The organism is Pseudofrankia saprophytica, from assembly GCF_000235425.2.
GTDB classification, from domain to species: Bacteria; Actinomycetota; Actinomycetes; order Frankiales; family Frankiaceae; genus Pseudofrankia; species Pseudofrankia saprophytica.
On sequence record NZ_KI912267.1, the window covers coordinates 1,142,756 to 1,154,168 of the forward strand.

Annotated in this window: 10 protein-coding genes; 1 reads left to right on the plus strand and 9 read right to left on the minus strand. The window is 75.2% G+C overall.

Going from position 1 to position 11,413, the window contains the following annotated elements; genetic code table 11:
* Window positions 1-498 (plus strand): SCO6045 C-terminal-like domain-containing protein (locus FRCN3DRAFT_RS50360; protein ID WP_063630336.1); only part of this gene is annotated, 498 nt, incomplete at its 5' end.
* Between the two features lie 17 nt (window positions 499-515).
* Here FRCN3DRAFT_RS50360 and pheT read toward each other — a convergent pair.
* From pheT to FRCN3DRAFT_RS55660, 9 genes are all read right to left on the minus strand, one after another.
* Window positions 516-3,068, minus strand: coding sequence for a phenylalanine--tRNA ligase subunit beta (gene pheT / locus FRCN3DRAFT_RS0239325; RefSeq protein WP_007519910.1), 2,553 nt, complete (start codon window positions 3,066-3,068; stop codon window positions 516-518).
* A gap of 4 nt (window positions 3,069-3,072) precedes the next feature.
* Complete coding sequence (pheS, locus tag FRCN3DRAFT_RS0239330) at window positions 3,073-4,167, minus strand: phenylalanine--tRNA ligase subunit alpha (RefSeq protein ID WP_035931838.1); 1,095 nt, start codon at window positions 4,165-4,167, stop codon at window positions 3,073-3,075.
* A 259-nt stretch (window positions 4,168-4,426) separates the two neighbouring features.
* A complete protein-coding gene (locus FRCN3DRAFT_RS0239335) occupies window positions 4,427-5,629 on the minus strand; it encodes a sensor histidine kinase (RefSeq protein WP_007519914.1) in 1,203 nt (400 codons plus the stop codon).
* On the minus strand, window positions 5,626-6,603 hold the full coding sequence (locus FRCN3DRAFT_RS0239340; RefSeq protein WP_007519916.1) for a TrmH family RNA methyltransferase: 978 nt from the start codon (window positions 6,601-6,603) through the stop codon (window positions 5,626-5,628). The genes FRCN3DRAFT_RS0239335 and FRCN3DRAFT_RS0239340 overlap by 4 nt, the downstream gene beginning before the upstream one ends.
* Before the next feature lie 119 nt (window positions 6,604-6,722).
* A complete protein-coding gene (gene rplT / locus FRCN3DRAFT_RS0239345; protein WP_007519918.1) occupies window positions 6,723-7,115 on the minus strand; it encodes a 50S ribosomal protein L20 in 393 nt (130 codons plus the stop codon).
* A gap of 100 nt (window positions 7,116-7,215) precedes the next feature.
* The gene (gene rpmI / locus FRCN3DRAFT_RS0239350) at window positions 7,216-7,410 is read right to left on the minus strand and encodes a 50S ribosomal protein L35 (protein ID WP_007519921.1); all 195 of its coding nucleotides are present in this window, start codon (window positions 7,408-7,410) and stop codon (window positions 7,216-7,218) included.
* Window positions 7,411-7,581: 171 nt separating this feature from the next.
* Window positions 7,582-8,133 carry a translation initiation factor IF-3 gene (infC, locus tag FRCN3DRAFT_RS0239355; protein ID WP_076818234.1) on the minus strand — a complete coding sequence of 184 codons (552 nt, stop codon included), beginning with the start codon at window positions 8,131-8,133 and terminating at the stop codon, window positions 7,582-7,584.
* Between the two features lie 446 nt (window positions 8,134-8,579).
* Window positions 8,580-9,434, minus strand: a complete 855-nt coding sequence (locus tag FRCN3DRAFT_RS57305) for an SseB family protein (RefSeq protein WP_007519925.1) — start codon at window positions 9,432-9,434, stop codon at window positions 8,580-8,582.
* A 42-nt stretch (window positions 9,435-9,476) separates the two neighbouring features.
* On the minus strand, window positions 9,477-11,351 hold the full coding sequence (locus FRCN3DRAFT_RS55660; RefSeq protein ID WP_007519926.1) for a hypothetical protein: 1,875 nt from the start codon (window positions 11,349-11,351) through the stop codon (window positions 9,477-9,479).
* Window positions 11,352-11,413 lie beyond the last annotated feature (62 nt).

Below are 11,413 nucleotides of genomic sequence, written 5' to 3' on the forward strand. Positions count from 1 at the left end.
CGCCCGGCGGCAGGGCCTGAGGCCGGCGCCAGGCTAGACGCGGCGCGAGAGCGGGTCGCACGGCGGCAGGCGACGCTGCTGGCGGCGCTCGTCGCTGGCGGTCCGGACCCAGCCGGCTTCGACTGGGGCGCGCTGAACGCGACCCGCCAGGCCCTGCTCGGCAAGCGCAGGTCCGGTGTCGCCCGCCGATGGCCGACCCTCGCGGCCGAACGGGGATTCGCCGACCTGTTCGACATCTGGGCCGCCGCCCGGCCGCCCGGCGGCTCGTTCCACGACGGCCTGGACTTCGCCCGAGCGCACCCCGCGATCCTGTCCACGGCCACCCGCGCCGAGCTGCTGTACGGCCGGTGCGCCGCCCGCCGGTTCGCGATGATCCTCGACGGGCCCGGAACCGGAGCCGAGGAGACGCTGCTCGCGCTGCGCGCCCCCGGCCTCGGCACCCTCATCCTGCGCGCTCCCCGCCGCGGCCGCCGCCGCGAGACCCCAGCCGCGCCCTAGGCCAGCCGCCGCGCGCCCTACGCCCGAAGGGCGGCGCCGGTGCGGCGGGTCGCCTCGGCGACGGCGGCGTCGCGGATGCCGTTGGCCTCCTCGGCGGTCAGCGTCCGGTCGGTCGCCCGCAGCCGCAGGCCGAAGGCCAGCGAACGGCGGCCGGCACCGACCTGGGCACCCTCGAAGACATCGAACAGCGTCAGCGACTCCAGCAGCTCCCCCGCGCCGTCCCGCAGCGCGGAGGTCACGTCCGCCACCGGGACGCTCGCCAGCGCGACGAGCGCGACGTCCCGGTCGGCGGGCGGGTACGGAGAGACGACCGGCGCCACCACCGGGCCGCGCCGCGCAGCGGCGGCAAGCAGCTCCTCCAGGCCCAGCTCGAAGGCGACGGTCCTCGCCGGCAGGCCCGCGGCGCCGATCACCCGCGGGTGCAGCTCGCCGGCGTGCCCGACCAGTTCGCCGTCGGCCGACAGCGCCGCGCACCGGCCGGGGTGCCAGGGGGCGTGCTCGTCGGCGGTGACGGTCAGCTCGACGCCGACCGCGCGGGCGACGGCCTGCGCCGCCTCGACGGCGTCGGCCCAGTCGGCTGGCCGGCCCTTGGCCAGCGCGCCGGCTCCCACCGCGTCCCCCGGCAGCACCGTGGCCGGCTCGCGCAGGCCGGCGAGGACGCCGGCGACCCGGCGCGGCTGCTCGGGCAGCGCCGCGTCCAGCGCCGCGATCTCGTCCTCGGACGGCCGCGTCAGCACCGACGGAGTCGGCACCGGCGCCGCCGGCTCGCGCAGCTCGCGGAACACCTGGCCGATCTCGAACAGCGCGATGTCCTGCTGGCCGCGACCGAGGTTGCGCGCGGCGGCGTCGAACAGGCCCGGCAGCAGGGTGGTGCGCAGGTAGGCCGCGTCCTCGGCGATCGGATTGGCGATCCGCACGGCCGCCCGCCGCCGGTCGCCCGCAGGAAGGTCGAGCAGGTCGGCGGCGCCAGCGCCGACGAACGGCAGCGTCATGACCTCGGTGAGGCCCTCGTAGGCCAGCGCCCGGCCGATCGCCCTGACCCGCCGCTGCGCCGAGGTGAGCCCGCGCCCGGCTGGCAGCCGCGGCAGGGTCACCGGGATCGTGTCGTAGCCCTCGAGCCGCATGACCTCCTCCACGAGGTCGGCCGGGCGGGTGAGGTCGGGCCGCCAGGACGGCGGTGTGACCAGCACGGCCCCGTCGTCGGCGCCGTCCTCCTCCAGGGCGCAGCCGATGTCGGCCAGCCGGCCGCGCACCGTCTCGTCCGGGTAGAGCCGGCCGCCGAGGCGGGTCGGCTCGGACAGCGCGAAGTGGATCACCGCCGGTGCGCGCCGGTGGTCGACGTCGGTGACGGCTGGCTCGGGCCGGCCACCGGCGAGCTCGGCGAACAGCCGGACCGCCGCCTCGGCCGCGGCCGAGGCGAGCGCCGGGTCGACGCCACGCTCGAAGCGCCGCGACGCCTCGGAGAACAGCCGGTGGCGACGCGCGGAGCGGGCGACCACCACCGCGTCGAAATGTGCCGCCTCCAGCACGATGTCCGTCGTCGACGACGAGATCTCCGTGCTCGCGCCGCCCATGACGCCTGCGAGCGCGATCGGGCCCGAGTCGTCCGCGATGACGAGATCCTCGGGATCGAGCGTCCGATCGACGTCGTCTAGGGTCCGCAGCCGCTCGCCGGCGCGCGCCCGGCGCACCACGATCGGACCGGACAGCTTGGCCCGGTCGAACGCGTGCAGCGGCTGGCCCAGACCGAGCATGATCGCGTTCGTCACGTCGACCGCGACGGAGATCGACCGCATGCCCGACAGGGAGAGCCGCCGCACCCAGCGCAGCGGGGTGGCGGCGGCCGGGTCCACCCCGGTGATCACCCGGGCGACGTAGCGGTCACAGGCCGCGGTGTCCTCGACCACGACCGGGTAGCCCGCTCCGGCGCCGCCCGCGCCAGCGGCAGCGGCGCCAGCGGCATCGTCGGAGCCGGCGGGGTCCGTGAAGGTCAGGCCGAAGGCGGTGGCCGCCTCCCTGGCGATGCCGCGGATCGACAGGGCGTAGCCCCGGTCGGGGGTGATGGCGACGTCGAGCACGTCGTCGGCGAGGTCGAGCAGCTCGGCGAGGTGCGCGCCCAACCGGGCGTCGGGCGGGAGGACGATGATCCCGTCGTGGTCCTCGCCGATGCCGAGCTCCTGGGCCGAGCAGATCATGCCGTCGGAGACGTGACCGTAGGTCTTGCGGGCGGTGATCTCGAACCCGCCGGGCAGCACCGCGCCGGGCAGCGCGACCGCGACCCGGTCACCGACCGCGAAGTTGAACGCGCCGCAGATGATGCCGCGCACGCCCGTGTCCGGATCGCCGGCGGTCGGCTCGGCGACCCGGACCTGGCACCAGCGGACGCTCTTCTTCTTGGCCGCGACCTCGTCGATGGCCAGCACCTCGCCGACGACGACGCCGGCGAGGCCCTGGCCGACGGCCTCGACGCCCTCCACCTCGAATCCGGCGCGGATCAGCGCGTCGGCGACCGCGGGAGCCGGTGGCAGACCTGGCACGTGCTCGCGCAGCCAGGACATCAGGATCAGCACGGCGCTAGCCCTCGATTCCGAACGGGAGGCTGAACCGGACGTCGCCGTCGACGAAGTCCCGGATCTCGCGGACGCCGTGGCGCATCATCGCGGCCCGCTCCAGGCCCATGCCGAACGCGAACCCGCTGTACCGGCTGGCGTCGACGCCCGCGGCGCGCAGCACGTTCGGGTCGACCATGCCGCAGCCGCCCGCCTCGATCCAGCCCGCGTCGGAGCAGACCCGGCAGGGCTGCCGGGCTGCCTCGCCGCGACAGTTGAAGCACTGCACGTCCAGCTCGGCGCTCGGCTCGGTGAACGGGAAGTAGTGCGGGCGCAGCCGGGTCGCGAGGCCCGAGCCGAACAGCTCCGCCGCGAACACCTCCAGCGTGCCGCGCAGGTCGGCCATCGTGATGCCCTCGTCGACCGCGAGGCACTCCAGCTGGCCGAACACCGGCGAGTGCGTCGCGTCGACGGTGTCGTTGCGGTAGGTGCGCCCGGGCGCGACGACGTAGACCGGCAGCGGGCGCGACAGCAGCGCGCGGATCTGCACCGGCGAGGTGTGCGTGCGCAGCAGCCGGCCGGAGCCCTCCGGCTCGACGTAGAGCGTGTCGTGCTCGCTGCGGGCCGGGTGGTCGGGGTCGAGATTGAGCGCCTCGAAGTTGAACCAGTCGTGCTCGACCTCGGGGCCCTCGGCGACCTCGTAGCCCATCGCGACGAAGGTGTCGACGAGGCGCTCGGAGAGCACGGCGAGGGGATGGCGCGCGCCGGGGTGGCGGCGGCGGGTCGGCACGGTCACGTCGACCCGCTCCTCGACCAGCACGCGCGCGTCGCGCTCGGCGGTGAGCTCGGCGAGCCGGGCAGTGTGCGCGTCGCGGACGGTGCCGAGCGCGTCGTTGAGCCGGCGGCCGGCCTCGGCACGGTCCTCGCGGGGCAGCGAGCCGAGCTTCTGGCGGGCAAGGACCAGCGGGGCCGAGCGGCCGTCGACGTGCGTGCCACGCACGTCGGCGAGGCCCGTGAGGTCGGCGGCGGCGGCGAGCGCGGCCAGCGCCTCGGCCACCGCGGCCTCGAGGCTGGCGGGGTCGAGCGGCCCGCCCGCCGCGGCGGGCTGCGGATCGGTCATCGTCTCGGTCATCTCATCGAATCCGGTATCAGCCTCGTCGTCGGATACATCGGGGGTACGAAATCTTGGGTGCGTCATCCGCGCGCCGGGCGCCAACGTGATCTCGCCCGGTCGAGCGAAGCTCGACACCGGGGGTCCGGGGGTCGTCCTCGGGGTGGACATCGCGGGCTAACGGGAAGCTGACCGAAGGGCAGCGAACAGGGTCACCCGCCTCGTTCCAGCCCGCCAGGGCTCCTCGGTCTTCCAGCAGCGGCAGCGGCTAGGTGAAGACGGGGGCCCCGGCGGGCAAGGAAAATCGGAACTCCGCGCCGCCGCCGGCGGCACGGCCGACCACGATGGTGCCGCCGTGCGCCTCGATCAGCGCCTTGGCGATGTAGAGACCCAGACCGGTGCCGTTGCCCCGGCTCGCTCCCCGCCAGAACTTGGTGAAGACGCGCGAGGCGTTGGCCTCCGGCACGCCTTCGCCCTCGTCGGCCACGCTCACCTCGGCTCCCGTCTCCGCACCGCGCACGACGACTGTCACCGTACCCGCCCCGTGGCGCAGAGCATTGTCGACGAGGTTGTGCAGCACCTGCTCGATCTTGTCCGGATCGATCCACATCTCCGGCAGCTCGCCGTCCTCGTGGACGACGAACCGGTCCGCCCCGGCGGTGCCTGAGGCGATCTTGCCGGCGAGGACCCGGCGAAGGATGGCCTTCGGGTCGGCGATCTGCTTGCGGATCTGGATGCGGCCGGCGTCGATCCGGGAGACGTCGAGCAGCTCGGTCAGCAGCCGGGTCACCCGGTCGGCGTCCGTGTTGACCGTGTTGAGCATGAGCTTCTTCTGCTCGTCGGTGAACCGCTCCCATTTGGCCAGCAACGTCGCGGTGAACCCCTTCACGCTGGTGAGCGGGGACCGCAGCTCGTGCGCGACGGTGGCGACGAGGTCGGAGCGGTTGCGCTCGATCCGCTCCCGGCTCGCGGTGTCACGCAGGCAGAGAGCGACCTGGACGAGCCGCCCGGCCTCGCGGGTGTAGCGGACCGTGACGTTGAAGTCGTGGTCATGCGCGGGCCCGGCGTAGGTGAGCCGGCGCTCCGGCTGGCCGGTCACCCGCGGCAGCCCGCGCCCCGCGCCGGACGCCTCCCACCAGTCGTTGCCGCGCTCGTCGACCAGCGGTAGCACCTCGGTGACATGGCGCCCGGCGGCGGCGTGCTGGTCGATCTCGGTCAGACCAGCCGCGGCGGCGTTGAGGATCAGCACCACGCCGTCCCCGTCGGTGACGACCACCGCGTCTGGCAGGGCGTCGTAGGCCGTCGCGGACACCGACGCGGCCGCGGCGGGCGGCCCTTCGCCAGTGGCGGAGGCTGGCACGGCGGTGCCAGCCTGTCCCACAACCTCGCCGTTGACCTCGCCCGTGGCGCCGGCTGGGCCCGCGGCCTGCCCGCCCACGCGGGTGGGCGCCGACGTGACTGTATGGGTCACGGTCGTCCACCTCCCCCGGTGCCGTGAGTACCGGATCTGGCCATTCTGCGCGCCCGTGCGGACGCGTAAAGACACAGGGCCGTCGCGACCGCAAGATTCAACGACTCGGCCTGACCGTACACCGGTACCCGAAGCACCGCGTCCGCGGCGGTCAGGACTTCGGGTGGCAGACCGTGCGCCTCGTTGCCGAACAGCCATCCGGTGGGCGCGTCGAGCTCGCCGGCGTCGGCCGCGTCGTAGAGGTCGCGGGCGCCATGACCCGAGGTCGCGACCACGCGGCAGCCGGCGGAGCGCAGCCAGTCCAGGGCCGCGGCGAGGTCCGGTTCGACGACGACCGGCAGGTGGAAGAGGCTCCCGGCGCTGGAACGGACGCACTTGCCGCCGAACGGGTCGACGCCCTCGCCCGCGAAGATGACGGCGTCGGCGCCGGCGGCGTCCGCGGTGCGGATCACCGTCCCGGCGTTGCCCGGGTCGTTCGCGGCGACGCAGACCGCGACCAGGGCCGGTCCCACTCCCGGGCCAGATTCTCCCCCGCGCGCCCGGACCGGTCCCGGTGCGGCGGCGCCCACGGGTCCCGCCCGGCCGGTGGAGCCGAAGCCAGCCGGGACCGCGGCCGGAATGCCTGGCAGGTCCGCGAGGCGGGTGCCGAGCAGCGTGGCGACCCCGACGAGACCCTGGGGGGTGACCGTCTCGGACAGGGCCGCCGCGGCGGCGTCGGTCACGGACCGCACCGGCGGTCCAGCGGCGGCGACTGCGGCGACGAGCGCGCCGTGGCGGTCGGCGGCGGACTCACCGACGAACAGCTCGACGAGCCGACCGGCGGCCAGCGCCGCCTCGACGGCCTGGAAACCCTCAGCGAGGAACAGTCCCTCGGCCCGCCGGGCCGAGGGACGCCGCAGCCGCCTGGCGGCGGCCACGCTGGCCGCCCGCGGCCCCAGCGCCGTCGTGACGGCGCCGGGCCGGCGGGCGGTCACCGAGTCTTTCCCATCACCACGTGGGCCGACCGTGTCTCGTCGGCCCGGCCCGGCTGAGGGGAGAAGACTCATTCCGTATGGCACTCCGCTTCCGTAAGGCACACCGTGCGGCGGCCCGCTCAGGCGGCCGACGGCTCCGAGTCGGCCTCCGCCACCGGCGGCACAGCGGCCCTGGCGACCTCGACCAGTGCCGTGAACGCCGCCGCGTCGTTGACCGCGAGGTCGGCCAGGATCTTGCGGTCGACCTCGACACCGGCGATCTTCAGCCCCTGGATGAAGCGGTTGTAGGTCATGCCGTTGGCACGCGCGGCCGCGTTGATGCGGGTGATCCACAGCTGCCGGAAGTCGCCCTTACGGGCGCGACGGTCCCGGTAGGCGTAGTTCATCGAGTGGAGCATCTGCTCCTTGGCCTTGCGGTACAGCCGGGACCGCTGGCCGCGGTAGCCGCTCGCCTGCTCGAGGGTCGTGCGGCGCTTCTTCTGGGCGTTTACCGCCCGCTTCACGCGTGCCATGAGGGCACTTTCTCCTAATTTTTTGTCGTCCGCCGCTGGGCGCCGGGCGCCGAGGACGTGACGGCCCTGGGTCAGCTCACCGAGGGGCCAGCGAACACGGTCAGCGGGCGAGCATGCGCGAGATACGGCGGTTGTCCGCCGGGGCCAGCGTCACCTCGGGGTTGAGCCGCCGGGTCCGGCGGCTCGTCTTGTGCTCGAGGAGGTGGGCGCGGTTGGCCCGGCGACGCATGATCTTGCCTGTGCCGGTGACACGGAACCTCTTGGAGGCTCCGCTGTGCGGCTTCATCTTGGGCATGTTCTGTCCTGAGGTGGGTCGAGGGGAGTCGGACCGGCCAAGGCCGGCCACACGGCGCGCGGGAGCGCGCCGCCCGTAGACGACGTTCGGCCGGGGCAGGGCCGACGTCCAGGCAGCTCACCGCCCGACGACCGCCGCTGGGCGGCGTGGCCGTCGGGCGGCCCTGAAGTGTTAGACGGTGCCCGCCTGCTCTGGGGTGCGCAGCGTGCGGGCGCCCTTGTGCGGAGCCATGACCATCGTCATGTTCCGACCGTCCTGCTTGGGCTGAGCCTCGACGTACCCCAGCTCGGCGACGTCGGTCGAGAGCCGCTGCAGGAGCCGGATACCGAGCTCCGGTCGCGACTGCTCTCGACCGCGGAACATGATGGTGATCTTCACCTTGTCGCCGGCCTTGAGGAAGCGCACGACGTGACCCTTCTTGGTCTCGTAGTCGTGCGGGTCGATCTTCGGTCGGAGCTTCATCTCCTTGATGACCGTCTGGACCTGGTTCTTCCGAGCCTCACGACGCTTCTGGTCGGACTCGTACTTGAACTTCCCATAGTCCATCAGCTTGCAGACGGGCGGCCGGGCGGTCGGGGCGACCTCGACAAGGTCGAGATCGGCCTCCTGCGCCAGCCGCATGGCCTCCTGGATGGAGACGATGCCGATCTGCTCGCCCTCCGCGCCGACGAGGCGGACCTCAGGAACGCGGATGCGGTCGTTGATGCGTGACTCTGTGCTGATCTGGTTTCCTCCATGGCTCGACGCGCGGGCACGACCTCACCGCAGCGGAGCACCAAGCCCGGAAACCCCGGGCTCCCGGCCGACGTACTGCCCGAAGGGAACAGCTCGGCCGACCGGCGACCCAGCCACCTACATGAACCGATCGACGATCGGCCGGACCCGGCACGTGCCGGGCGGTGACTCGGGTGGAGGGCGAACCCCCGCTTGGCCCTGCCGATCGCCGGGACGCCCCTTACGAGGCTGTCCCAGTGCCGCTCCCGGTGAGGAGCGTCAGAACGACATGTGTGGCCGCTAAGCCCATGCGCTCAGACTGACGACGCCCAGATTGGCGTCGCGATCTGTGACGCACAGGAACCGGTCCCTATGCCGACCGTCGGCAGGCGGTCTGAGCCAGCGTAGCAGACCTGCCGCGATCGGTCCGGCCGCGCGCCGACGGACTGGCGGACCTATCGCCGCCGCCACCGGCGCGGGGTGATCCCCCGACCGAGTGCGCGGCGCAGCCCGGCGACGTCCTGGGAGTCGATGAACACGACGGCGAGGGCTCTCTCCCCAGGACCGGCGACGGCGGCCCGCAACCGGAGCGCGATCTCGTCGAGCCGTGCCTCGCCCGCGGGGCCGCTCCCGGCCACCGTGAGCGCGATCACCTCGCTGGCCTCGCCAGTGCCGGTGACGAGCTCGGCGTGCCACAGCCGCGCGCCCCTGGCGAGCCCGGCGGTGGCGAGCGCGTCCAGCTCGGCCGCCACCCGCCGTCCGCGGGCGGCGTCCCAGGGCCGTGCCGGCGGCCGCAGCCCCGATGGCGCGTTGTCTGCGCCGGCCGGGTCAGCGGCGCCCTGCCCCGCGCCGGCGGCGTCCGAAGGGCTGGCCGCGAGACCGACGCCCGCGGCCAGCGCGCTGACGTCGAGGCTCACGGTCACGGGGCCGGCCACGTCGACGACGACGGTCCCGTGGCCCAGCCGAGCCGCCTCGGCGCAGGCGTCCGCCGCCGACACCGGCACCGGGCGCGCCGCCGATCGCCAGGCGGACAGCGCCGCCACGCTGCTGAAGACCGGCAGTGCCGTCATGCCCGACGGCATCCGCAGGGTCGCGAGCACCATCTCCGACGCCTTCTCGGAAGGGAGCCGGCGGCCGGGCTGCTCGGCAGCGAGCTCCAGCAGCCGGGACTCGACGCCGACGAAGACCCTGGAGACGGCCAGCGCCGCGGCCACGGCGCCCACGTCAGCGGAGTCGAGGGCTGCCCGCAGCCGTGGGTCGGCCTGGCCGGCGTCGCCCTGCCCCGGCGGGGTCAACAGGTCCACTGCCACCGGCCAACCCTATGGGGACCTCCGGCCTGGCCGGGGCGCCGGCTATCCGCGTGGGCCGAGGAGCGGGGCGCCCCGGTCCGGTCGGTTGGCGCGGGACCGCGGGACGGTGGGCTCATCGCTCGGGTTTCCGGGCCCACGGCGGCCCGCCACCGCGGGTCGCCGCGACAGCCCCGCCGGTTCGCGCCCCTCCCAGGGAGCCTCGTGGCCGCCCGCCCAGCCGACCTCGCGGACCGCCTCCGCGCGGGAAACCTCGTGCCCTGGAACCCCGGGACCCAGCGGCGCCTCGTCGACGACGGCCGCGAGCTCCTCGAACGCGGCCTGGGTGCGCGGGTGCAGCCGGTCCCACCGCACCGGTGCGCCACCGGCGAGCGACGGGTCGAACGGAATGGTCAGCACGGCGTGCACCGGCTCGTCCAGCCCTGGCTGCTCCCGCGACACCGGCCGGCGCAGGCCGCGGCTGGGCGGCGGGGCCGTCTCGACGAACACCGCGACCGTGCCGGCCGGCAGGTCGCCACGGGCGGCCGCTAGCGCGGTCAGTGCGTCCTGGGCACAGCCGGCCTCCGTGGGACCGGCCTTGGCGGTGAGCACCACCGTGTCCGCGCGGGCCAGGAGTACCGCCGGCACCGGCTGCGTCCAGCCGGGCGGGCCATCGACGACGACGGCCGGGAAGAGTCGCTCGAGCAGATCGACGGCCCAGGCGGCCTCCGCCGGGGTGAGCCCGGGTCCGGTCAGGTTGCGCAGCCCGGGCAGCACCTCCAGCCCGAACGGCCGGACGGTACCCAGGAAGCGGCGTGCCTCGGCCAGCGACGCGACCGGCGGGTCCGCGAGGGCCAGCTCGCGTAGACCCACCCCACGGCCCGGCACACCGGCCCGGTCGGCCAACGGGCCGCCCTGGTCGGGGCAGGCGTCGACCGCGACGACCCGGCCACCTCGCCGGGCGGCGAGCGCGATCCCCAGCCCCGCTGCCACGGTGGTACGCCCGCTGCCGCCGCCGAACCCGCCGACGAGGACCCGCCGCCCGCCCAGCCGGGTGGCCGGCACCGGCGCGAGAACCCCGCGCCCGGCCAGCTCCATCCCCCGCCACCAGGCCGCGGCGAAGACCTCGGGGGACGCGAGGGAGGCCAGCGATCGCGGCTCCCCCTGCCTGGCGGCGACGAACGAGCCGGGCGCGCCGAACCCGTCGTCCTCGATGGTCTGGTAGTCGGTCGGCACCGGCGGCGCGGGGGCCGGCCGGGGCGCGGGCGGCGGGGTGTAGACCACCGGCGCCGGCAGGCTCGCCGGGCCGGCCGTCTCGCCCGGCGGTGGGAACGGTGGCGGGGGCGGCGCCTGGCCGTAGCCGAACCAGGCCCGCGTCGGGCCCACGCCGGGCTCGGCGGGACCCGTCGTCCCGGCGGGGAAGGCCCATTCGTCGGCGGCGGCACCGACCGCGCCCTGGGCGTCGGCGGCGGCGCCCGGGCCACCGTCTCGGAGGGCAGGCGCGTCGACGCCGGCTGGCTCGAGCCAGCCGGCGTAACCGGCCTGGTCGTGGACATCCCAGCCGGAGTCAACGGCGTCGGGCGGGTCAACGACGCCGAGCGGGTCAAGGGCACCAGGCGGGTCGAGGGCACCAGGCAGGTCGGGCGCGTCCAGCCGGCCAACGGCTGCCGGGAGCGCGCCGGAAGGGTCGACATCGCCTGGGGGTCCGACTGGGCCAGCGGGCTCGCCGGAGGTCGCCGGGTCGCCGTCAGCGCCGGAGGCGATCGGGCTGGCGGCCGCGGCCGCGGCCGCGGCCGTGGGCGTGGGCGTGGGCGTGGGCGGTTCCGGCGGCTCGGCTGGCACGGGCGACGGCGCCGCGTCCCACCAGGGGCCCCGGGGCGGGGCCACGGGAGGCGGGATCAGGTCGATGTCGGGTACCCAGCCGTCGCCTGGCGAGGCCACTGGCGCCTGCTTCGCACGCCGAACCGGCGCGGGCGAGGCAGGCGGGGCAGGCGGGGCAGGGG

Excerpts from the sequence above, each read along its gene's own strand:
- pheS (WP_035931838.1), bottom strand. The coding sequence starts at position 4,167 with ATGACCGATCCGCAGCCCGCCGCGGCGGGCGGGCCGCTCGACCCCGCC.
- rplT (WP_007519918.1), bottom strand. The coding sequence starts at position 7,115 with ATGGCACGCGTGAAGCGGGCGGTAAACGCCCAGAAGAAGCGCCGCACG.
- rpmI (WP_007519921.1), bottom strand. The coding sequence starts at position 7,410 with ATGCCCAAGATGAAGCCGCACAGCGGAGCCTCCAAGAGGTTCCGTGTC.